The organism is Salmonella sp. WC3 (assembly GCF_042932255.1).
GTDB classification, from domain to species: domain Bacteria; phylum Pseudomonadota; class Gammaproteobacteria; order Enterobacterales; family Enterobacteriaceae; genus Salmonella; species Salmonella enterica.
Map to the genome: position 1 here is coordinate 853,866 of NZ_CP170629.1, position 21,825 is coordinate 875,690.

Below are 21,825 nucleotides of genomic sequence, written 5' to 3' on the forward strand. Positions count from 1 at the left end.
ATTATAAATTCAACGAGGTGAGTTTGTGCTGGAAAGCATATTGTAATGAATGTAACTTCTCTTCAAGCTCCTTTTGTTTCATTATTAATTGCTTCAGATCAGTTTTTTTTACTTGTGGCCTGAAGTATAACGAGGCTGATAGATTGTAATCATGAGCAGATATTTCGTTTAGGGAAGTGAGTCTGGATATTTCAGTAGTGCTGCGTTTGGTAATTAACTCTAATAATAAATTTACATTCAGGTTGTTTTTTTTCCTCACATTTATCATTAAGATATCATTAGTTTTTTGCTTTTTCTTAAAAACTATAATATTTGTTGCGATTGCAGTAGTTTTGAACATACCTTTTGGTAGGTAGATAATTGCGGAAATATGGTTATTTTTAATTATTTTTTTTCTGATTTCGTATTCCTTGCCTTCTCGGAAAAGAATGCCATCAGGTAGGATAATCGCTGCCCGGCCATTATCTTTTAACATAAAAATGCAATACTGTAAAAAAGCAAAATCAGCATTTGATGCTGGTGGCTTACCATACATACAAAAGTGCATTTCCATATCAAATGGAATTTTTAAAGAAAACGGTGGGTTTGAAAGAATAATGTCAAAATTTTTTTTAAGATTATGCCCCTCAGTAAAGTAAGATGGGCTGATATTTGATGGAGATAGATCATTTACCAGCATCTTCATTTTTGAAATTTTCAATCTGTCTACGTCATATTCTGAACCTGATATAGCAACTTGGTTTTTTATGATTTCTGAGATAAACTCACCAGAGCCACAAGCAGGATCAAAAAAAGACTCGCCTTTTTGTGCCTGAATTATGTTACCCATGAACGTGACAATTTCGTGTGGAGTGTAATGTTTCTGTGTCGGGGGGCGGTTCTCTTCAATGAGAGATGTGAATAAGTCTAGAATACTATGGATAGATAAAGTATTAATGTATTCATTACAAACTTCTGTAATCCTTGAAATATAATTTTTGATATCACGGCTTTGTGAAAAATCATAGAGGGTAATGTTAGAGAATATTAGTTTAAACTCCTTTTGATTTAACTTAATATAACTATTATCGTTTATTGTTTTTTTTCATAAATTGAAAAGATGCTGGTAAAATCTGTATGGATAAGTTGCCTGCTGGCATTGTTAAGTAAATGGCACAGTACGGTAGTTTCAAGGCAAATCATCGTTTGAGTATATTTGTCAATACTATCACAACTGAGTGACTGTAGCATTGTTAAAAAATAATGTTCGCGCATAATATTAGCCACGGTAGATTAATCTATTAATTGCAGTATGGCATAGAGTCGTTCCATTTTCTATTAAATCCTCAAGAGTTTTTTTTTGTTCATTCCATATTTTACGAAGGCCGATAACCTCATCCTGTACAGGCCGCGATGGTATGGGTATTTCAAGTGTTAATAGCTTTTTTAAACTAAGATTCACGACTAATCCTCCACCTTGTAGAGCAGAAATTTTCTCATCTCCTTCTGGAGAATTAAAAAAATAATACAGATATTCAGGATTAATTAAAAGGCTGTTAACTCTTATTACAGCAATTTGGTTTGTCGTTGTTACAAGTGTACTCTGTTGGTTAACAATCATCATAGCCGGTATCCTTTCCCCTCTGAGTGGTAAAAGAATATCGTTAGTTTGAAGATTTATTTTCAGTTTCTCTGGCTGGATATCCGCAAAAGGAAGCGCTGAAAAATCAGTCAGAATACCTTCTTGTATGTCCTTAATCTGCAGGAGTCTTACATGACCTGATGCAGCCTCAGCTTTGGTTCGGAATGTGTGCCCGCCAGTAACCTCTGCGACCTCAGAAAGCAATTTAATCATCACTTTTTCTCTTGTTTGTTATCGATGTAGAGATTAACACTAATAACAGTTGTTGTATTCTCTGCTATGTAGGCGCTATGTGACTGAATATTTACATTAACCAAAACATTGTATGAAACAGCTATCAAAAAAACACACAATACTCCGCCAGTATCCCGTTTCCTTTTCATTTTGATCTCCGTTTTGGTAGCAAAACTCGTATAGAATAGTGTGTGCAGTAAGCTACCGTACTGCATAAGGGATTGTCACTTGGTTTTATGTCTTTTTTTTGTTTGTAGAATATTGGGGAATGAATTTGTATACACCGATGTTGTTAATATGTTGATATTAAAGATCATATTAAAATTGGTAGGTTACCAAGAGGCCTTCCCCTGATAAGACGGTTGTGTCTGGCCGTCGATTGTAGATTTTAGCTTAAAGTGGCTCCCTGTTGTTTCCACTAAGGCGACCGGTTACATGTTGTAAGAAAAAGGAGTACTAATAACTGTGCTGTGGCTGTTTGAAATCACCGCGCGGAAAATCTGCGGCAGGTTGCTGAAAAAAAGATTTTTATGGGAAGTTAACGGATAATACCAGTGTATTATCCGGCTTGGGGGAATGCCGACGTTACATCTATCGTGTTATCTGCTTATAGGTAGTGAGAAGATGCGCGCTGAGTGCATTTTCTCCATTCATAGTTATCAGCAGATTATAGCGAGCCCGTGTGAAACCAACGTAAAGCCTTTTGATATCATTGCTCAAGTCTTCTTCATTTTTGGATCTGGCTGCGTCCATGACAGCGACTGACTGAAATTCGAGTCCTTTACTGCTCGGCAGAGGCATAACACACAGCCGTTCTTGCTGCGGCGACCAGTTTTTTTTATCGGCAGAGGTAATAATCATTTGATAAGGGATATTGCGAGCCGTCAGTTGTGGTCCCAGCACGTCTTTAATGCTATAGGTTGATGGGCACAATATGGCAATATCAAACCACGGAATGCCCCGCTGGTGCTGTTCGATAACCCAGTTAAGGATATGCGTTATTTCCTCATCCTGGTTATCAAAACAGGTCAACTCAGGATAAGAACCCGCAATTCCGCCTGAGTCGGGCTGCTGATATTTAAGAGCATCCTCAATGTGATTATTGAGATAGTTAAATGCAATGCTACTAGCGAAATGTAATATTTGCTGAGTATCACGGTAATTAATATTCAGGATTGTCGTTCGCCCCTGAGCTTTAATGCCGACGCTGGATAAGGTGAAGTCGAGCGCTTTCTTTTTCTGATAAATTGATTGTGCATCATCATAAAGGAAAAGCAGTGTGTTATTTTTGGTGTCTGCCATTCGGGTAAGAATTCTTAGCCACTCAGGATTAAAATCGTGGCCTTCGTCGATCAGCACGGCGCTGTACTGCTCTGGCTGGATGATTCCATCCTCAAAGGCGATAGAAAGGGCATTTTCCATTAGCTCAACAAAGTTTTTGCTTTTTGGCGGTAGCCGTCCATAAGACTGTAATTGTTGATGACACCATAAATGAAAATGTGTGACCTCAACAGGAAGCCTGAGCGTATGTTTCTCAATAAGGGCTCTGAGTTTCCTGGCGAGCGTAATGTTGTAGCAAATGACCAAAACAGATTTTTCGTTTTCAATATTATTTGCAAGTTCGAGGCAACGGTGAAGTAATATCAGTGTTTTACCAGATCCTGCAACGCCATGAATCACCCGATGTCCGGACCCCATGCTTCTTGCAAGTTGTTCCTGTTGCCGGTCCATAATGGATATAATACTTGGTGTGTGGAGTGTGAAATTCTTTACATCAGCTTGCTTAATGGGTTTATGGATTCGAATATCAGGATAAAGATGCCATCTTATACGATCCAGCTGCTGAGGTGTAGTCTGGTGAGCAAAGTTGTATTTGGCAAGTAATGCGAGCCTGGCAGCTACTTTTTCCTGAGACATAAATTCATTGAGTTCATCCTTACATATCACCTTATCGGTAGGGAGTATGTCTGCAAGTTCGGTAGGTGAAAAGGCTTTCTCAAGCTGAGAGCGAGAAATATTGGCCAGATACACGCCGTATCCATACGGCATAACAAAACTGCCCTGATATTGGCCTTCTTGCTGGCGAAGTTGTGGATCTGTTTTGAGGCTATTAATGGTCTGGAAAGCATACTGACGAACTTGCTCAATAGGATTTTTTAAACTTTCTATACCATTTTTAGTTTCATACTGGACATATGTTTTATTAGCACCTTTGATTTTTGTAATAAACCAGTCCTTAACTTCAATGAATAATATACCTTTGTCAGGGGTCAGAATAACAAAGTCAGGATGACTATGTTGTTTGCCCATCGGCGTGTCGTACCAGCAGGTACAGCTATCGCTTAACCCTCTCTCCAGTAGCCTTGCCAGCCTTTTTTCGCCTGCTGTAATTTTCTCGCTACAGCTACTTACGGTGGGAATAATGATTGCCATATTACACCTATATATTCATGCGATTTATGCTATTCAAGCAAAATAACGCAAAGTCAAATAAATTAAAAACTTCGTTTTATTTTGATAATTTTAACAAATATTACTGAAATCATAAAGAAGAAGAATATTTATGATAAATTAATCATTCCCTTTTCGGAGGGGGAATGGACGGAGGCGATAGACGCCTAATGCCATTCTGCACGAAGCGATGCTGCGAGAGCAAAATAAGAAATAGCCAGAAGATGCCGGATGCCGGATGCCGGATGCCGGATGCCGGATAGCGGCTGCGCCTTCTGCGGCCTACTCTTCTGGTCAATTTTCTTTTATCTCGAATACGCAAATTGTGAAGCTATTTCCAACAATCCAGGTATAATCGTAAGATAATTGTATATACATTTTTGTATATACAATTAGGGAAAACACATGCCGATGGAGTTTGAATGGGATGCGAACAAGGCTAAAAGCAACCTGAGGAAGCACGGTGTCCGCTTTGAGGATGCGGTACTGGTGTTTGACGATCCCCGACACCTGTCACGTCAGGAGCGTTATGAGAATGGAGAATATCGTTGGCAGACCCTCGGCCTTGTTCATGGCATTGTGGTCATTCTGGTTGCTCATAGCGTTCGGTTCGAAAGTGGTTTTGAAGTTATCCGTATCATCAGCGCTCGCAAGGCAGACAGAAAAGAGAGGAATCGTTATGAGCATGGTTAAACATAAACGCGGCAACGCATCCGCGCTGAGTGCTCAGCATGAGGCTGAACTGAAGGCGCTGGTGAAAAAATCAGATGATGAGATTGATTACAGCGACATTCCCGCTTCGGAGGATGGGCAGTGGTCTGAAGCAGTGCGTGGTAAGTTTTTTCGCCCGTTAAAAACTCAGGCCTCGGTGCGTATTGACGCCGATGTGATGGAGTGGCTGAAACGGCCAGGAAAAGGCTACCAGACGCGGCTCAATGCCATTCTGCGCGAGGCGATGCTGCGCGAGCAAAATAAGAAATAGCCCGAAGATGCCGGATGGCGGCTGCGCCTTATCCGGCCTACAAATTCCCGCCAGGCCGGATAAGCGCTTAATGGTTACTTCCTTAACCCCGCAAACGCCGCTCTGATCTCGTCTTCCGGCAACTGGATCCCGATAAATACCAGCGTGCTGTGCGGCGTTTCGTCGCCCCACGGTCTGTCCCAGTCGGCGCTGTAGAGGCGCTGCACGCCCTGGAACAGCAGGCGGTTGGGTTCGCCGTCGATCCACAGCATCCCTTTGTAACGCAGCAGTTTATCCGCTGATTCCAGCAGCAGGTTTTCCATCACCCGCGACACCTCGCTGATATCCACCGGGTAATCCAGTTCCACCACAATTGACGACACATCGTTCTGTTTATCGGCAATAAAGTGGAAACGCGGTTGGCTTGCCAGCACGTTCTCTTCCAGCATAAAGCCGCTGGTATTAAACAACTGACTCAGGTCAATATCGCCGTGTACCACGGTGTAAACCGGGGCGCGGGCATTGATACGCGCCAGCCGCTCGCGCAGTTTCTCGCTGTCGCCTGCCACGTCGGTTTTGGTCAACAGAATGCGGTCGGCGTAGCCTATCTGCGACTGGGCGATGGTGAACTGGTTCATCTGCTCGTTAGCGTGCACCGCGTCGACCAGCGCAATCACGCCGTCTAACAGGTAGCGTTCGCATAATACGTCATGGGAGAAAAAGGTCTGAATAATCGGGCCGGGGTCAGCCATGCCGGTGCATTCAATCACCAGGCGGTCGAAAGCAATATCGCCGCGGTCGCGGCTGTCGAGCAGGTCTAATAGCGCATCTTCCAGCTCGTTGGAGCGGGTACAGCAGATGCAGCCGTTGGTCAGGGTTTTGATCTGTGTGGCGCGATCGCCAATCAGTTGATCGTCAACGGAGACTTCGCCAAATTCGTTTTCGATAACGGCGATTTTAAAACCATGTTGTTCGTTGAGGATATGGCGTAGTAGGGTGGTTTTGCCGGCACCAAGAAAACCGGTAAGTAGGGTAACTGCAATCGGGGTCATAGTCTCTCCATTAACAACAGCGCATACCGCCTTTGCCATCGCCGCCGTAACGTGCTTGTTGACGTTCGCGGAAGAACTCTTCATAGGTCATGTACGGCTTGTCGGGATGATTAGTTTTCATGTGCTCGACATAGTTGTCGTAGTCCGGAATACCAATCAACATTTTTGCCGCCTGGCCGAGATATTTTTTTGCCTGACCTAAAGTATCAAACATTCTGCCGTCCTGTTAATGAATAAAGCCGGATGGCGGCTTGCGCCTTATCCGGCTTACACTAGCCGGGATCGCTGTGCGCTACCCGGCATCAGTTTTAGTGGTGTGAAGAGATCTTCACGCCGCCTTCCGGCACGGGCACATACGGGGTTTCTTTGTCGGTACGTTTATCGCTGTTGCGTACCTTCATCCAGGTGGTGAAACCGTAGAAGATAATACTGTACACCACCACCAGGAACAGAATACTCAAACCAGCGTTAGTGTAGTTGTTCACCACGATATGGTTCATGTTGGCAATCTGCTGCTCGGTCAGGTTGGTGCCGTTGGCAATCTTCTCTTTATACAGGTTTGCCATGTAGAAGAAACCTTCCATCTGTGGGTTGGCGCTGAACAGTTTCAGGCCCAGTGCCCAGGTGGTGCAGATCAGCAGCCATACCGCCGGGATCACCGTCACCCAGATGTACTTGGTGCGCTGCATTTTGATCAGTACCACGGTGCTCAACACCAGCGCCACGGCGGCCAGCATCTGGTTAGAGATACCGAACAACGGCCACAGGCTCTTCACGCCGCCCAGCGGGTCGACCACGCCCTGATACAGCAGATAGCCCCACAAACCGACGCAGCCTGCGGTACCGATGATACCCGCGACCAGAGAATCGGTTTTTTTCAGGAACGGGACGAAGTTACCCAGCAAATCCTGCAACATAAAGCGGCCGGAACGGGTACCCGCATCCAGTGCGGTCAGGATAAACAGTGCTTCGAACAGAATACCGAAGTGATACCAGAAGCCCATATCCGCCATCGGCAGGACTTTGTGGAACACGTGCGCGATACCTACTGCCAGCGTTGGCGCGCCGCCTGCGCGGTTCAATACTGACGGTTCACCGATATCTTTCGCAGTTTGCAGGATTTGTTCCGGGGAAATCACAAAGCCCCAGGAGCTGACGGTCGCCGCTGCATGTGCGGTAACGTCTTTCAACTGCGCCATAATCAGCGGCGCGTTCTCGCCGCCCATCTCGTGCAGGTTTGGCATGGTAATGCCCAGACCTGCCGGCGGGGTGTTCATCGCGAAGTAGAGACCCGGTTCAATGATCGAGGCCGCCACCAGCGCCATCACCGCAACAAAGGACTCCATCAGCATCGCGCCGTAGCCGATAAAACGCGCATCGGTCTCACAGGCCAGCAGTTTCGGCGTGGTACCGGAAGAGATGAGCGCGTGGAAGCCAGAGACGGCGCCACAGGCGATGGTGATGAACAGGAACGGGAACAGAGCGCCTTTCCACAGCGGGCCGGTACCGTCGACGTACTGCGTCAACGCCGGCATTTTCAGTTCCGGGTTGAGGATCACAATCCCCAGCGCCAGACCGACGATCACGCCGATTTTCAGGAAGGTAGCGAGATAGTCGCGCGGGGCGAGGATCAGCCATACCGGCAGCAGCGCGGAAACAAAGGCGTAGCCGATCAGCGCGAAGGTAATGGTGGTGTCTTTAAAGGTCAGCGCCGGGCCCCAGTACGGGTCGTGGGCAATTACGCCGCCGAAGTAAATAGACGCCACCAGCAGCACGATACCAATAACTGAGACTTCGCCTACGCGTCCCGGACGCAGGAAGCGCATGTAGATGCCCATAAACAGCGCAATCGGCACCGTTGAGCAGACGGTGAAGACGCCCCACGGGCTTTCGGCCAGCGCTTTCACCACGATTAATGCCAGCACCGCGAGGATGATGATCATGATTAAGAAGCAGCCGAACAGCGCGATGGTGCCTGGAACGGTACCCATCTCTTCTTTGATCATCTCGCCAAGAGAGGCGCCGTTACGGCGGGAAGAGATGAACAGCACCATAAAGTCCTGCACTGCGCCCGCGAGCACCACGCCCGCCAGCAACCACAGTGTCCCCGGCAGATAGCCCATCTGCGCGGCCAATACCGGCCCGACCAGCGGACCTGCGCCGGCGATGGCGGCGAAGTGGTGACCAAACAGCACGTAGCGGTTAGTCGGCACGTAGTTCAGGCCGTCGTTATTGATAACCGCCGGCGTCGCGCGCGTCGGGTCGAGTTTCATGACCTTCTGGGCGATGTACAGGCTGTAGTAGCGGTAAGCCACCAGATAGACGGAAACGGAAGCGACCACGATCCACAGGGCGCTCACGTGTTCACCCCGACGTAGGGCAACGACCGAGAGGCAGAAAGCACCGATGATTCCGAGAATCACCCAGGGTATGTGCTTGAATATCTTTTTCGTATCCATAGTAAAACCTGGTTGTAAGTTTAATTATCAGCCGAAGCTGGGTGGACATTGAGTTCGTGTTTGAGGAGGTAGATTGACTGCTATGCTGAGAGGATCTTGCCAGATCATCGCGCGCGTAAAGTTAGGTAAATCAGTGAGTGGTTGTATGGCGGTTTAAGCGGTCGGACGTACCGGTAAGCGGTTTCGCGGAGGAGGGCGTGGGCTATTTTATGTGATTGAGATCACGATATAAAATGGGACGATCCTTGTTGCGCGGGGCGTCATAACGACTTCACTGAGCTAATCGTGATATTAATGGCGCGCATCCCATAAAGTTTTCCCTTTCCAGGCCGAAAATTCTGTATCTGTCTAGCGGAAAGAGAAAACATGTTAAAGCGAATTAAAATTGTTACCAGCTTACTGCTGGTATTGGCGCTATTTGGCCTTTTACAACTGACATCCGGCGGGCTGTTCTTCAACTCGCTGAAGAATGACAAAGAAAACTTCACCGTATTGCAAACCATTCGTCAGCAGCAGTCTGCCCTGAATGCAACCTGGGTGGAGCTGTTGCAAACGCGTAATACCCTGAATCGCGCGGGTATCCGCTGGATGATGGACCAGAGCAATATTGGCAGCGGCGCAACTGTCGCTGAACTGATGCAGGGGGCGACCAATACGCTGAAGCTGACCGAAAAAAACTGGGCGCAGTATGAGGCGTTACCGCGCGATCCACGTCAGAGTGAAGCGGCTTTCCTTGAGATCAAACGAACCTATGATATCTACCACGGTGCGTTGGCGGAGCTTATTCAGCTTCTTGGCGCGGGTAAGATTAACGAGTTTTTTGATCAACCGACTCAAAGCTATCAGGACGCTTTTGAGAAGCAGTACATGGCCTATATGCAGCAAAACGATCGTCTGTACGATATTGCTGTTGAGGATAACAACAGTTCCTACAACCAGGCGATGTGGGTACTGGTCAGTGTGCTGATTGCCGTTCTGGTGGTCATTATCGCCGTCTGGTTCGGCATCAAACTGTCGCTTATCGCCCCGATGAATCGTCTGATTGAAAGCATTCGTCATATCGCCAGCGGCGATCTGGTGAAGCGTATCGACGTGGAAGGCTCCAACGAAATGGGGCAGTTGGCTGAAAACCTGCGTCATATGCAAAGTGAACTGATGCGTACCGTTGGCGATGTACGTAACGGCGCGAATGCGATCTATAGCGGCGCCAGCGAGATTGCGATGGGCAACAATGATCTCTCTTCCCGTACTGAGCAGCAGGCAGCGTCTCTGGAAGAGACCGCCGCCAGTATGGAACAACTGACCGCCACCGTGAAACAGAACGCCGAAAACGCCCGTCAGGCCAGTCACCTGGCATTGAGCGCCTCTGAAACAGCGCAAAAAGGCGGCAAAGTGGTGGATAACGTCGTACAAACAATGCGCGATATCGCCTCCAGTTCGCAGAAAATCGCCGATATTATCAGCGTAATCGACGGTATTGCTTTCCAGACCAATATCCTGGCGCTGAATGCGGCGGTAGAAGCGGCGCGCGCAGGCGAGCAGGGACGCGGGTTCGCGGTGGTAGCCGGTGAAGTCCGTAATCTGGCCCAGCGTAGCGCGCAGGCGGCACGAGAGATCAAGAGTCTGATTGAGGATTCCGTGAGCCGTGTTGATGTGGGGTCGACGCTGGTCGAAAGCGCCGGTGAAACCATGGATGAGATCGTCAATGCAGTGACCCGCGTGACCGATATCATGGGCGAGATTGCCTCGGCGTCCGACGAGCAAAGCCGTGGTATCGACCAGGTGGGCCTGGCGGTAGCGGAGATGGATCGCGTAACGCAGCAGAACGCCTCGCTGGTGGAAGAGTCCGCCGCCGCGGCTGCGGCGCTGGAAGAGCAAGCCAGCCGTCTGACCCAGGCCGTCGCGGTGTTCCGTATTCACCAGCAACAGCAGCGTGCGCGTGAAGTGGCTGCGGTAAAAACCCCGGCAGCCGTGTCGTCACCAAAGGCCGCTGTGGCCGACGGCAGCGATAATTGGGAAACGTTTTAAGGGCGTAGTGGTGAACAGTCGGCCTACAGACGACCGTAGGCCGGATGAGATGTTCACACTTTTGCCTGATGGCGTAGCGCTTACCAGGCCTGGCAGTCCGCGCAGGCCGATTTTAAACCAGCATCAGGCGCATGGTGCAGCGTGATTCATACGCCAGGCCGTGCGCCGCTTCCTTCTCTCTTTTCTGATATCGCGCGCTAATCCAACGTTGAGTGAAGGTGTGCGGTGATCCACAAAAAATGAATAAAGCGAGAGAACGCACGGCAGGAGAGCCTTGTTTCGCGGCATCATAATTGCTGATGTGGTAATCGTGAGAGGATACGATGCGCAAAGATGCCCTGCTTGCTTTCCTGATGAACCAAACGGATTTTTTTGATCCGGAAAATGTCAGTGAGGTGTTTACCGCGCGCTATCTGGCGCAGCGTTTTAATATGCAGCGTAATACCGCCAGCCATTATCTGAACCAACTGGTGGCGCAGGGCGTGCTCTGCAAAATCAATACCCGTCCCGTCTATTTCCTGCATAAGCAGGCATTTAGCCAACAGTTTTTTACCCTTTCGCGTAATGAATACGCCAGCGTCGCGGAGCTGTTAGCGCACGGGGAACAGGAGTGCGCGCCGGACGATCACTTTTCTCTGTTGATTGGTCATAACGAAAGCCTGAAGCGGCCGATTGAGCAACTGAAAACCGCGCTGTTTTATCCCGACGGCGGACTGCCGCTACTGATGACCGGCGAAAGCGGCACCGGGAAAAGTTATCTGGCGCAGCTCATGCACGAATATGCCATCGCCCAGGCGCTTCTGTCGCCGGATGCGCCATTTATCAGTTTTAATTGCGCCCAGTATGCGAGCAATCCCGAACTGCTGGCGGCGAATCTTTTTGGCTATGTGAAGGGCGCGTTTACCGGCGCGCAGAGCGACAGACCGGGCGCGTTCGAGGCGGCTGACGGCGGCATGTTATTTCTGGATGAAGTCCACCGGCTGAGCGCCGAAGGGCAGGAGAAGCTCTTTACCTGGCTCGATCGTGGTGAAATTTATCGGGTAGGCGACACCGCGCAGGGGCATCCGGTTTCGGTACGTCTGGTATTTGCGACGACCGAAGAGATACACAGTACCTTTCTGACGACATTTTTGCGACGCATCCCGATTCAGGTCAACCTGCCGGATCTCCAGCACCGTAGCCGCCAGGAAAAAGAGGCGCTGATCTTACTGTTTTTCTGGACGGAGGCGAAAAAACTTTCGGCCACGCTTATCCTCAAACCGCGTTTGTTGCAGATCCTCAATCAATATGTTTATCGCGGCAACGTCGGCGAGCTGAAAAATGTGGTGAAGTATGCGGTGGCGACGGCATGGGCGAAAAAGCCTGGGCAGGAAACCGTTACCGTGTCGCTGCACGATCTGCCGGATGCCATGCTGTCGGCATTGCCGTCACTGAATGAACCGCTGGCGGACGACACGCCGGTGAGCATCTCGCCCGACACGAACCTTACCTGGCTGCTGCGCGCCCGCGACGAGATGCAGGGCATGATCCATGATACGCAGTGTCATGTGCTGGCGCTGTACGAGCTGGTACGTAGCGGGAAAGAGGGGTGGGAGACGGTACAAAAAAGAATGGGCGATGAAATTGAGACCCTCTTCGATCGCCTGATTTTTACCGGCGACGATAATGTGCACTCACAGCGGTTGCTGTTAATTACAAGCTAGGTGCGGGAAGAGTTTTATCGTCTGGAGAAGCGCTTCAATATGCAGCTTAACGGCAACTGTATTTACGCGCTTAGCCACTATTTAATCCATCGTACCGCACTGGCGCCTTCTCGTCTCAACAGCGAGCAGATCCGCCAACTGGACGCCTTCCTCGCCCAGAAATATCCACTGCTGTACAGCTTCTGTTTACAAATTCTGGAGACGCTGGGCCAGAAGCTGGATCTGGAGCCGAGACGCATTGATATGCTGCTGCTGGCGCTTTGGCTGCATAAACAGGGGGCTAACAACCAAAAACAGGTGACGCATGCGGTGATTCTGGCGCATGGCTATGCCACCGCCAGCAGTATCGCCAACGTCGCCAACCGGTTACTGAAAAATACGATTTTTGAATCGTTCGATATGCCGCTGGACGTCACGCCGGAGGCGATAGCGCAGCAGGTGATGCGCTATCTGGAAGAGCATCCGCTCGCCTCCGGCCTGATGATTCTGGTGGATATGGGATCGCTCAAGGCCATTCATCGTCATTTTGATCGCGCGCTTTCCACGCCGGTGACGATTATCAACAACGTCTCGACCAGCATGGCCCTGTATGTAGGGGAGCGTATTTTACAGGGGCATTTTATTGAAGAGATCGCCCGCGATATCGCCCGGGATGTGCCGGTCGAGTATCAGCTCTACTGGCCGAAAAGCAACAAACCGCGCGCCATACTGACCACCTGCGCGACCGGTATCGGTGTGGCGACGAATCTTTGCGCATTACTGAGCGCCAGTATTCCGCAGGCGCTGGAGATTGACGTCGTCGCCTGCGATTATGCGATGCTGGCGAGCAATAAAACCCAAGAGCCGGTATTTATGCGCTACGACGTACTGGCGATAGTCGGCACGCTGGACCCGCACATCGCCAGCGTGCCGTGGATTTCGCTCGACTCGCTGATCTCCGGCGAGGGGAATCACTATCTGATGCGGCTGTTTGGTTCGCTGACCACGCCGGAGCAGGTGGCGGAGATCAACAACCTGCTGCTGAAAAACTTCTCGCTCCGACGAGTGATTGAATCCGTCACCATCCTCGACACCAGCAAAGTCATCAACCACGTTGAGCAGTTTCTGCTGCGCTATGAGCATCTGGCGGGCGTTACCGTCTCGAATGAAAGAAAGGTGGCGCTCTATGTGCATATTAGTTGCCTGATTGAGCGTCTGATCCGTCATGCGGGCATTACTGCTTATAGTGGACAACAGTGTCCGGAACAGGAACTGAATCGGCTACGGGAAGCGTTTAGTGTCATTGAGAGTAACTACAGTGTCAAAATCCCCACCGCCGAGCTTGGCTATATCCATAATATCCTGACCTTCGAAACAGAACTTATCGAGCAAGATCAACAGTTTTAACTATTTCCCTCTGTTAACCCGCATCTTTTTTCGGCGCGCCACTTTTTCTGGCACGCCGCTTGCTCTCTTTTATCACCGTGGAATGTGTTTTAGAGGTCAGGATGAAGAGACATTATATTTTCGCCAGCCACGGCACGCTGGCCAGCGGAGTTTTAAACTCCGTGGAGCTGATTTTAGGCAAACGGTCAAATGTCTGGACGCTGTGCGCTTACGTTGAAGAGAGCGTGGATTTAAGCCAGCAGGTAGATACGCTAATTGCCCGGATCCCGCCGGAAGATGAAATTATTGCGCTGACCGATATTTTTGCCGGCAGCGTGAATAACGAATTTGTCCGTTATTTATCACGAGAAAATTTTCATCTGCTGGCAGGGATTAACCTGCCGCTGGTTATCGATCTCTTTATGTCGGAAAACGATGGCAATACCACGCATACCATAATGACGGCGTTAGCGGATTCAAAAGAAAATATTCAGTACTGCAATCAAACTATCACCAGCGCCATGCAAAGCGATAAAGATTTTTAAGGGGAGGAAGCGTCATGATTGTTTTTTTACGGGTGGATCATCGTTTATTACATGGACAGGTCGCCTTTTCCTGGACGCAGTACGTTGGCGCAGACTGTATTTTAATTGCCAACGACAGCGTACCTAATGATGACCTGCGTAAAACCACCATTAAAATGGCGAAGCCGCCCGCGGTGAAGCTGGTTATTAAAAATATTGCCGATTCAATTGAAGCGATAAAAAGCGGCGTTACCGATAAATATAAACTTTTTATTGTTGTTGAATCCGTGGCGGATGCGTACCGGCTGGCGCGCGAATTACCCGACATTAAAAGCATTAATTTAGGCGGCACGAAGGTACGTGAAGGGAGCCAGAATATTGCTAAAGCCATCAATCTGTTAGCGGATGAAATGACTCAACTTCGGGAGCTGGCGGCTGGCGGAGTAGAGATAGAAATTCGGCTGGTGCCTAACGATCGTAAACAACTTTTTGCCTGAGCGGATTAACGCCTGAGGATATTTTATGATAGAGGCACTTTTACTGGGACTGGTGGCGTTTATCGCCCAGTCTGAATATGCATTAGGGACGTCGCTGATTTCCAGACCTATCGTGACCGGACTGTTAACCGGACTGGTGCTGGGCGACATGGAAACCGGAATTGTGATGGGCGCGACGCTGGAGTTGGCGTTTATCGGTTCCTTTTCGGTGGGCGCGTCGCTGCCGCCGGATGTGGTCACTGGCGGTATTTTAGGTGTGGCCTTTGCGATTAATTCCGGCGCCGGGGCGGAAACCGCGCTGTTATTAGGTTTGCCAATCGCGACACTGGCGTTAATTGTGAAAAATATCTATAACGGAATGTTTATTCCGTTGCTCTGTCATAAAGCCGATGCTTACGCTGAGGTGGGGGATACCCGGGGCATTGAGCGTATGCATTTAATCTCCGGCATTGGGCTGTCGCTGACGCTGGGGATTATCGTCACGGTCTCTTATTTAGCGGGCGTGAATATGGTTAAAGGTTTTCTGGATGCCATTCCAGAATTTATTAAACATGGATTAAGCGTTGCCACCGGTATTATTCCCGCTCTGGGTTTTGCCATGCTGGCGCGCTTATTAATTAATAAAAAGGTCACCCCCTATTTTTTCCTCGGTTTTGTTTTAATGGCGTATTTAAAAATTCCGGTGACGGGTATTGCGATTCTCGGCGCGATCGTCGCCGTCGTGATGGTCAATATGCCGAAATTTGCGGCCTCGCAACCGACACCTGCGCAAGGAGCGTCTCATGACGATGAAGATGATTTCTGATAAAGACCGCCAGCAGGCGGAAACCACTGGTCTGGTCACCGCGCGTGATTTACGCCGCGTCTTCTGGCGGTCATTCCAGATGGAGTTTTCCTGGAACTATGAACGACAAATGAACCTGGCGTTCGTCTATACGCTCATTCCGGTATTAAAGAAACTGTATAGCCGAAAAGAAGATCTTTCCGAAGCGCTAAAACGCCATCTGGCTTTCTTTAATACCACGCCGCACATTGTGACGTTGATCCTCGGTATTACCGTGGCGATGGAGGAGAAAAATAGCCAGCAGAAAGAGATGGATGCCAGTTCTATCGATAACGTCAAAGCGTCGTTAATGGGGCCGCTGGCGGGTATTGGCGACTCTTTTTTCTGGGGAACATTGCGCCTTATCGCCACTGGCATCGGTACCAGCCTGGCGCTGAAAGGCAATATTCTGGGGCCGATTTTATTTCTGCTGGTGTTTAACGTACCGCATATTCTGGCCCGCTGGTTCTTTACCCGCTGGGGCTATGTGCTGGGAACCGGCGTACTGCAACGTATTCAGCAAAGCGGAATGATGGAAAGCCTAACCTATGGCGCCTCGATTATCGGTCTGATGGTGGTTGGCGCGATGACGGCCTCCATGATTGATATCACCATTCCCATTACGTTTGGTACGGGAGAAGCGAAAACCCATGTTCAGGACATTATTAACGACATCATGCCTTGTCTGCTGCCGTTAATTAGCTTCGCCATTGTGTACTGGCTGTTAGGGAAAAAAGTGAAACCGTTAACCATCATTGGCGGTATTGCTCTGGTGGGAATTTTCGGTTCCTGGATAGGGTTATTTTAAGAGGGATACACAATGTCACCAACCATGCTGACCTATATTAACGAAGAGTCTGACGTCCTGGCGAATATTATTCGACGCCATCGCCAGTCTCTGGAAGAAGTATCGCGGTTCGCCAGCCAAAAAACGTTACGACGAATCCTGATATTAGCCACCGGATCGTCATCGAATGCCGCCTTTTGCGCCCGTTATTTCTTTGAGCGCTGCGGTATCTCTATCGATATTAAAGAGCCGTACACCTTTAGCCAGTATGAGAATAGCGATCCGCAAGCCGATATGGTTATTGCTATTTCCCAGAGCGGGAAAAGCGCTTCTACCCTGGAGGCGATGCGTAAAGTTCAGGCGCAGGGACGTCCGGTATTCGCTCTGACCGCCGATCCGCAAAGCCCTCTTGGCAAGGCCAGTGATTATCCACTGGATATTCTGACCGGGATTGAGTCCGTCGGCTTTGTTACCCGTGGATTTAGCGCGACGGTATTGAATCTGTTGCTTATCGCGTTGTTAATTGCCCGTCAGCAGCAGCGACTGACGGAATCGCAGGTCGAGGAGTATGTGGCGCAGCTTCAACGTATCGCGGCAACCCTGCCGTTGGTTATCGTGCGTACGGAAGCGTTTATTCACCAGCACCAGGCCGTTTTACGAAACGGGACGCGTTTTGTGGCGACAGGCTACGGCGCGCTGGTTGGGGTGGCAAAAGAGTTGGAAACTAAATTTACCGAGACGGTGCGTGTTCCCTCAAGCGGGTTTGAGCTGGAAGCCTATATGCACGGCCCGTATCTGGAAGCCAATGCGGAACACGTGATGTTCTTCTTTGAGGACCGGCCCGACGCGCGCTCCAGGGCGCTACGGGAGTATATGACGCCTGCGGTCGCCAAAACCTTTACTCTCACGCTGGCGAAGGCGGCGCAGGATGACCAGACGCTTGCGCTGGATGTAGCGGTTGATCACCATTTCTCGCCATTACTGTTGATTGTGCCGGTACAACTCATGGCGTTTCATATCGCCTCACTGAAAGGCATCGACCTTTCGGTACGCATTTTTGACGATTTCGATCGCGTTTTAAAAAGTAAAATCTGAACAATCAGGAGAAAAATATGTTGGGTTTTAATCAGGACGAGTACCTGACGAGTGCTCGTGAGATCATCGCTGCGCGCCAGAAGGCAGAACAGGTTGCTGACGAGATTTATCAGGCCGGGTTCAGTTCTTTATTTTTCGCCTCTGTTGGCGGTTCACTGGCGCCAATGATGGCAATTAATGAATTTGCCAAAGAATTAACAACGTTGCCGGTTTATGTTGAGCAGGCGGCAGAATTAATTCATAAAGGAAATAAGCGGCTGAATAAAGACTCTGTGGTTATTACGCTGTCTAAATCCGGCGATACCAAAGAATCGGTGGCGATCGCCGAGTGGTGTAAAGCGCAGGGAATACGCGTAGTCGCTATTACCAAAAATGCGGACTCTCCGCTGGCGCAGGCGGCGACATGGCATATTCCGATGCGTCACAAAAATGGCGTGGAATATGAATATATGCTGCTGTACTGGCTGTTTTTCCGCGTGCTGTCGCGCAATAACGAATTCGCCAGTTACGATCGCTTCGCCAGCCAACTGGAAATTCTGCCGGCGAATCTGCTGAAAGCGAAACAAAAATTTGATCCGCAGGCGGACGCTATCGCCAGCCGTTATCATAACAGCGATTATATGATGTGGGTCGGCGGCGCGGAGATGTGGGGCGAGGTCTATCTGTTCTCCATGTGTATCCTGGAAGAGATGCAGTGGAAGCGCACGCGCCCCGTCAGCTCTGCGGAATTTTTCCACGGCGCTCTGGAGCTGCTGGAAAAAGACGTTCCGCTCATTCTGGTGAAAGGGGAAGGGAAATGCCGCGCGCTGGATGAACGCGTTGAGCGTTTTGCCAGTAAAATTACCGATAACCTGGTGGTGATTGATCCGAAAGCGTATGCGCTGGACGGTATTGATGATGAGTTCCGCTGGATCATGGCGCCGTGTGTTGTTTCGACATTGTTAGTTGACCGACTGGCGGCGCACTTTGAGAAATATACCGGCCACAGTCTGGATATTCGTCGTTACTACCGTCAGTTCGATTATTAACAGAAAGGGGCGTGTAATATATACAGTGCCTGATGGCGCTTCGCTTATCAGGCCTGTGCGCCAGTTTATTGATAAAGATGATGTGTAGGCCGGGTAAGGCGCAGCCGCCACCCGGCATATATGACATTCTCTTTTAACTCTCAACATTCACCACTTTGATCTCCACCATGCCAATCCCCAATTTGCGCGGCGAATGGCCCAAAATATTACCTTCGTTGGTGGAGACGGGAGTGGGCGGCGCAATGACTAAGGTATTCGCGTCCGTCGGGTTGTTGAAATGCAGCGTGATAGTGGACACATCGTGACCCAGCACCAGCGTCTGTTCTTCGTTGCCTACGCGTACCGGAATCGGCCGATTCGCGTTGTCGCCGAAGGCTTTGGCGGTGATCACCAGATCAAACTTTTTCGGCAGCGGCGCTTTATATTCGATTTTAACCTCATCGCCCAACTGCGCATTTGACCAGCGCCCCCAGGACTCCGGCCGGGAAATGCCGCTAAACTGCTTCACCTCCTCCGGGGCGCCCGCCACGTTAAAGATAAAGCTATCGGCTTTATAACGAATATCGTTATCGACAATCTTTAAGGTATCAACATTGCCTTTGTAGCGTTCCATATCGATCATCGTGTCTTTAAACGCCGTCTTACCCTGCCACTGCGCTTTATCGACATGCTGTACGGTTTGCTGCCCGCCAAGCTGCCCCTGCGAGACGCACCAGTCGGTGGAGAGCGCCAGCGCCGGTGCCCATAGCTGCGCCATTTTGTAGCAGCGATCGATCCAAACGAAATTATCGCGCGGGGCGAAGTCGGCCAACTGGAACCGTAGCGGAGCGGAGTATTCACTTTCCGGTAACGGCTCGACGCGCTTATCCGATACGCGCAGTAGTAACGGCAGGCGGAAGTGGCTCCCGGAAAACGCGATCATGTTTTTGTCCCGATCGACGGTAAAATCTTTTATCTCTTTCGGGAAATTCCACAGGCGAATGATATCCGGCTTCATCGCCAGCACTTTCTCTTTTACATTCAGGAACACTTCCGACAGCGACTGCCCGGAAAGGCTGCTACGTCCCAGACCGATAAAATTATCGCCGCCGAGAATATCCAGCACCGTTGCGCCGTTGTCCATCGTGTTGCGTTTGACCGCCAGCGTCTCCTGCTGTGGTTTATCGCCGCGCAGAATGAAAAACAGATTGTTGCGATCTTGCTTATTCAGGTATTTCCAGGCCGTATTATTCATCGCCAGATGGTCGGAAGAGACGACGATAACGGTATCTTTAAACCACGGTGACGCTTTGATTTTGTTGATAAACTCGGCGATGTTTTCCTGGCTGCAACTTACGGCGCTAAAGGACTGGTTGGGCTTACCGTCGTAATCGTAGCGTTTGCGGTTGCAGGTCCGCGAGATAAAACCGTCCGGGTGATGGGTATCCACCGTCAGCGTAAACAGCGAGAAACGCTGGCCGGAGCGGGAGAGTTCGGCAAATTTCTTCCATGCGGCATCCAGCACGGTGTCATCGTAAAAGCCCCAGTCGTTACGATAGCTGGGATCGTCCACTTCGCTTTTCAGTTCTTCGGAACCATACAGGTGGTCGAAACCGTGGGATTTGAGGAACACATCTTTTCCGGCAAAGCGCAGATTCGCCCCCTGCACAAAATAGTTCTGGTAGCCGGAGTTTTTCAGAATGTCGCCGAGGCAGATATTCTGCGGGAAGAAGCTGGAAACCGACGCGGACGCATTGCCTTCAAACGGCGCGAACAGCGGGATGCCGCACTGTGAGGCGACCATTCCTGCGATGGTATAATCCGTGCCCGGTAGCTGCATGGTATGGCTGAAGTCCATCCTTTCGTTTTTCAGTGTGCCCAGCTCTGGCGTGAGATTGGGGAACGCGTCATTATCAAAATAGGTCCGTTCCAGGCTCTCGCCGTAGATATAGACCAGATTGAGCTTCGGATGAGGAATGGTTTTTGCTGGTTCTTTATAATAAACGGCAAAATCCGGATCGCCATCGCGCATTTGTGATTTTACCAGTTCGGTAATCTGGCGAAACGCCGGGCTGGCGTCGACCGAACCCAACGCCAGCAGTAACGCCAGCAGGCTGTAACCGACATGATGAGGATGGTGACGGCGGCGGCGTAGTACCCATCCCAGCGCGCCGAATACCGCCACTAACGCCAGGGCAATGCCGATTCCCGGCAGAATATATTTGCCGACTCCCGCTCCCGTCAGACTATTCGTGAGCGTATAAAGCACTGCGTCGTTGATCCCGTCGCCGGTAAAATAGTCGCTGGCATACAGGGTAATATTCAGAATGACAAAAAGTCCCAGCACCGTGAGAGTGGCGGCAAACCACCAGGTGTTACGACCCGCCTTCCAGGCATATATCAGCACAGAGGCGAGAAACAGAGCGACAGAGAGCAACTCGGACAACTGACGATCCTCAATAAACCAGGCTTATCGCTGGCAGGAAAAAATTTCTAACAATGTAATAGCGATGTCACATTGCTGCAATTCTAATAACTTTACACGGCGCTGTTATTTAGAATGAGTTTAGAAAGTTGGTTTTTTGATCGGCATCACTTCCTGCCATAGCGGTTAATAACAGGAAAAGACGAAGAGAAAAATCGGGTTAATGCCGTGTTGGCGGGTAAAAGGCCAAAACACGGCTTTTAACAGGGCGTCCCGGCGTGGCGCACGGTCAGAAAAACGCAGTCAGGAGAGGAAATTCAGCCCTTGCTGCAACACCAGATCGCAAGCTTTGGTTTTCACCTTTTCCGCCAGCGGCGTACTGCCGATATTATTGAGGTTCAACTGCTGGCCGTCCTTCGTCTTGAGCAACCCTTGCAGGCCGTTCAGGTAGTTAGTGTCCTGCTCCTGCTGTGTGGTATCCAACCCCAACTTGTTCAGAATCTGATTTTTAACGTTTTCCACGTTGGTAGCGGACGCCAGTTTCTGTTTGGCGCAGTACTGCAAAATACCGGCGGCATTATTCATATTATCGGCGCTGAGTGACTGGGCACCTCTGCTGAGCAGACCGGTTAGCGCAGAAAGCGACATCCCGCCCTGCTGTGCGTTCGCGCCCTGAGCGCTTAACTGACTGGCGGCAATACCGCTGGTGGAAATCAGTACGCTGGCGATCGCCGCGCAGCACAGAACATGTTTCGCTGTATTCATGGTAATCACCTGTGTTATGCCAGCCAGG

17 protein-coding genes and 1 pseudogene are annotated in these 21,825 nt (G+C 49.9%); 10 read left to right on the plus strand and 8 right to left on the minus strand.

From position 1 onward, the window contains the following. Nucleotide 1 precedes the first annotated feature (1 nt). The 3 genes from ACFK9X_RS04045 to ACFK9X_RS04055 form a co-directional block, all read right to left on the minus strand. Nucleotides 2-829, minus strand: coding sequence for a class I SAM-dependent DNA methyltransferase (locus ACFK9X_RS04045; RefSeq protein WP_000526843.1), 828 nt, complete (start codon nucleotides 827-829; stop codon nucleotides 2-4). Nucleotides 830-1,258: 429 nt separating this feature from the next. Continuing rightward, complete coding sequence (locus tag ACFK9X_RS04050; RefSeq protein WP_000593785.1) at nucleotides 1,259-1,834, minus strand: restriction endonuclease subunit S; 576 nt, start codon at nucleotides 1,832-1,834, stop codon at nucleotides 1,259-1,261. Nucleotides 1,835-2,446: 612 nt separating this feature from the next. Next, nucleotides 2,447-4,288 carry a 3'-5' exonuclease gene (locus ACFK9X_RS04055; protein WP_151115641.1) on the minus strand — a complete coding sequence of 614 codons (1,842 nt, stop codon included), beginning with the start codon at nucleotides 4,286-4,288 and terminating at the stop codon, nucleotides 2,447-2,449. Nucleotides 4,289-4,711: 423 nt separating this feature from the next. Between ACFK9X_RS04055 and ACFK9X_RS04060 the strand changes: the two genes are divergently transcribed. Both ACFK9X_RS04060 and ACFK9X_RS04065 read left to right on the plus strand, forming a co-directional pair. Beyond that, nucleotides 4,712-4,999, plus strand: a complete 288-nt coding sequence (locus ACFK9X_RS04060; RefSeq protein WP_001131963.1) for a BrnT family toxin — start codon at nucleotides 4,712-4,714, stop codon at nucleotides 4,997-4,999. Beyond that, complete coding sequence (locus ACFK9X_RS04065; RefSeq protein ID WP_000063143.1) at nucleotides 4,986-5,288, plus strand: BrnA antitoxin family protein; 303 nt, start codon at nucleotides 4,986-4,988, stop codon at nucleotides 5,286-5,288. The genes ACFK9X_RS04060 and ACFK9X_RS04065 overlap by 14 nt, the downstream gene beginning before the upstream one ends. 74 nt (nucleotides 5,289-5,362) lie before the next feature. Here ACFK9X_RS04065 and yjiA read toward each other — a convergent pair whose 3' ends face one another. The 3 genes from yjiA to btsT all read right to left on the minus strand — a co-directional run bounded on the left by yjiA (nucleotide 5,363) and on the right by btsT (nucleotide 8,778). Continuing rightward, a complete protein-coding gene (gene yjiA, locus ACFK9X_RS04070) occupies nucleotides 5,363-6,319 on the minus strand; it encodes a GTPase (RefSeq protein WP_000187838.1) in 957 nt (318 codons plus the stop codon). A 10-nt stretch (nucleotides 6,320-6,329) separates the two neighbouring features. Further along, on the minus strand, nucleotides 6,330-6,533 hold the full coding sequence (locus ACFK9X_RS04075; protein WP_000460616.1) for a YbdD/YjiX family protein: 204 nt from the start codon (nucleotides 6,531-6,533) through the stop codon (nucleotides 6,330-6,332). Nucleotides 6,534-6,627: 94 nt separating this feature from the next. Continuing rightward, the gene (gene btsT, locus ACFK9X_RS04080) at nucleotides 6,628-8,778 is read right to left on the minus strand and encodes a pyruvate/proton symporter BtsT (protein ID WP_000379929.1); all 2,151 of its coding nucleotides are present in this window, start codon (nucleotides 8,776-8,778) and stop codon (nucleotides 6,628-6,630) included. Nucleotides 8,779-9,144: 366 nt separating this feature from the next. On the opposite strand from btsT, the gene tsr reads away from it, so the two are divergent. From tsr to ACFK9X_RS04120, 8 genes and pseudogenes are all read left to right on the plus strand, one after another. Next, nucleotides 9,145-10,806 (plus strand): methyl-accepting chemotaxis protein, encoded by a 1,662-nt coding sequence (tsr, locus tag ACFK9X_RS04085; RefSeq protein ID WP_000919511.1) that lies wholly within the window; start codon nucleotides 9,145-9,147, stop codon nucleotides 10,804-10,806. Nucleotides 10,807-11,129: 323 nt separating this feature from the next. After that, nucleotides 11,130-13,895 (plus strand): annotated as a pseudogene (locus ACFK9X_RS04090) (sigma 54-interacting transcriptional regulator). Nucleotides 13,896-13,996: 101 nt separating this feature from the next. Further along, nucleotides 13,997-14,419, plus strand: coding sequence for a PTS sugar transporter subunit IIA (locus ACFK9X_RS04095; RefSeq protein ID WP_000820693.1), 423 nt, complete (start codon nucleotides 13,997-13,999; stop codon nucleotides 14,417-14,419). Between the two features lie 14 nt (nucleotides 14,420-14,433). Next, on the plus strand, nucleotides 14,434-14,895 hold the full coding sequence (locus ACFK9X_RS04100; RefSeq protein WP_000634729.1) for a PTS system mannose/fructose/N-acetylgalactosamine-transporter subunit IIB: 462 nt from the start codon (nucleotides 14,434-14,436) through the stop codon (nucleotides 14,893-14,895). Nucleotides 14,896-14,920: 25 nt separating this feature from the next. Then, nucleotides 14,921-15,700 (plus strand): PTS mannose/fructose/sorbose/N-acetylgalactosamine transporter subunit IIC, encoded by a 780-nt coding sequence (locus tag ACFK9X_RS04105; RefSeq protein ID WP_151115643.1) that lies wholly within the window; start codon nucleotides 14,921-14,923, stop codon nucleotides 15,698-15,700. Continuing rightward, on the plus strand, nucleotides 15,678-16,526 hold the full coding sequence (locus ACFK9X_RS04110; RefSeq protein WP_000178067.1) for a PTS system mannose/fructose/sorbose family transporter subunit IID: 849 nt from the start codon (nucleotides 15,678-15,680) through the stop codon (nucleotides 16,524-16,526). Before ACFK9X_RS04105 ends, ACFK9X_RS04110 begins: the two co-directional genes overlap by 23 nt. A 12-nt stretch (nucleotides 16,527-16,538) precedes the next feature. Then, nucleotides 16,539-17,600, plus strand: coding sequence for an SIS domain-containing protein (locus ACFK9X_RS04115; RefSeq protein ID WP_023258543.1), 1,062 nt, complete (start codon nucleotides 16,539-16,541; stop codon nucleotides 17,598-17,600). Between the two features lie 17 nt (nucleotides 17,601-17,617). After that, a complete protein-coding gene (locus tag ACFK9X_RS04120) occupies nucleotides 17,618-18,628 on the plus strand; it encodes an SIS domain-containing protein (protein ID WP_000900307.1) in 1,011 nt (336 codons plus the stop codon). 133 nt (nucleotides 18,629-18,761) lie between these two features. On the opposite strand, the gene opgB is transcribed toward ACFK9X_RS04120, so the two are convergent. Together opgB and ACFK9X_RS04130 are read right to left on the minus strand one after the other, a co-directional pair. Continuing rightward, nucleotides 18,762-21,053, minus strand: coding sequence for a phosphatidylglycerol--membrane-oligosaccharide glycerophosphotransferase (gene opgB, locus ACFK9X_RS04125; RefSeq protein WP_151115645.1), 2,292 nt, complete (start codon nucleotides 21,051-21,053; stop codon nucleotides 18,762-18,764). Nucleotides 21,054-21,335: 282 nt separating this feature from the next. After that, complete coding sequence (locus tag ACFK9X_RS04130) at nucleotides 21,336-21,797, minus strand: DUF2501 domain-containing protein (protein WP_001090314.1); 462 nt, start codon at nucleotides 21,795-21,797, stop codon at nucleotides 21,336-21,338. Nucleotides 21,798-21,825: the final 28 nt, after the last annotated feature.

Bases quoted from the DNA above. Each gene is read 5' to 3' on its own strand.
- ACFK9X_RS04045 (WP_000526843.1), bottom strand. From the start codon at position 829: ATGGGTAACATAATTCAGGCACAAAAAGGCGAGTCTTTTTTTGATCCT.
- ACFK9X_RS04050 (WP_000593785.1), bottom strand. From the start codon at position 1,834: ATGATTAAATTGCTTTCTGAGGTCGCAGAGGTTACTGGCGGGCACACA.
- ACFK9X_RS04055 (WP_151115641.1), bottom strand. From the start codon at position 4,288: ATGGCAATCATTATTCCCACCGTAAGTAGCTGTAGCGAGAAAATTACA.
- ACFK9X_RS04060 (WP_001131963.1), top strand. From the start codon at position 4,712: ATGCCGATGGAGTTTGAATGGGATGCGAACAAGGCTAAAAGCAACCTG.
- ACFK9X_RS04065 (WP_000063143.1), top strand. From the start codon at position 4,986: ATGAGCATGGTTAAACATAAACGCGGCAACGCATCCGCGCTGAGTGCT.
- yjiA (WP_000187838.1), bottom strand. From the start codon at position 6,319: ATGACCCCGATTGCAGTTACCCTACTTACCGGTTTTCTTGGTGCCGGC.
- ACFK9X_RS04075 (WP_000460616.1), bottom strand. From the start codon at position 6,533: ATGTTTGATACTTTAGGTCAGGCAAAAAAATATCTCGGCCAGGCGGCA.
- btsT (WP_000379929.1), bottom strand. From the start codon at position 8,778: ATGGATACGAAAAAGATATTCAAGCACATACCCTGGGTGATTCTCGGA.
- tsr (WP_000919511.1), top strand. From the start codon at position 9,145: ATGTTAAAGCGAATTAAAATTGTTACCAGCTTACTGCTGGTATTGGCG.
- ACFK9X_RS04095 (WP_000820693.1), top strand. From the start codon at position 13,997: ATGAAGAGACATTATATTTTCGCCAGCCACGGCACGCTGGCCAGCGGA.
- ACFK9X_RS04100 (WP_000634729.1), top strand. From the start codon at position 14,434: ATGATTGTTTTTTTACGGGTGGATCATCGTTTATTACATGGACAGGTC.
- ACFK9X_RS04105 (WP_151115643.1), top strand. From the start codon at position 14,921: ATGATAGAGGCACTTTTACTGGGACTGGTGGCGTTTATCGCCCAGTCT.
- ACFK9X_RS04110 (WP_000178067.1), top strand. From the start codon at position 15,678: ATGACGATGAAGATGATTTCTGATAAAGACCGCCAGCAGGCGGAAACC.
- ACFK9X_RS04115 (WP_023258543.1), top strand. From the start codon at position 16,539: ATGTCACCAACCATGCTGACCTATATTAACGAAGAGTCTGACGTCCTG.
- ACFK9X_RS04120 (WP_000900307.1), top strand. From the start codon at position 17,618: ATGTTGGGTTTTAATCAGGACGAGTACCTGACGAGTGCTCGTGAGATC.
- ACFK9X_RS04130 (WP_001090314.1), bottom strand. From the start codon at position 21,797: ATGAATACAGCGAAACATGTTCTGTGCTGCGCGGCGATCGCCAGCGTA.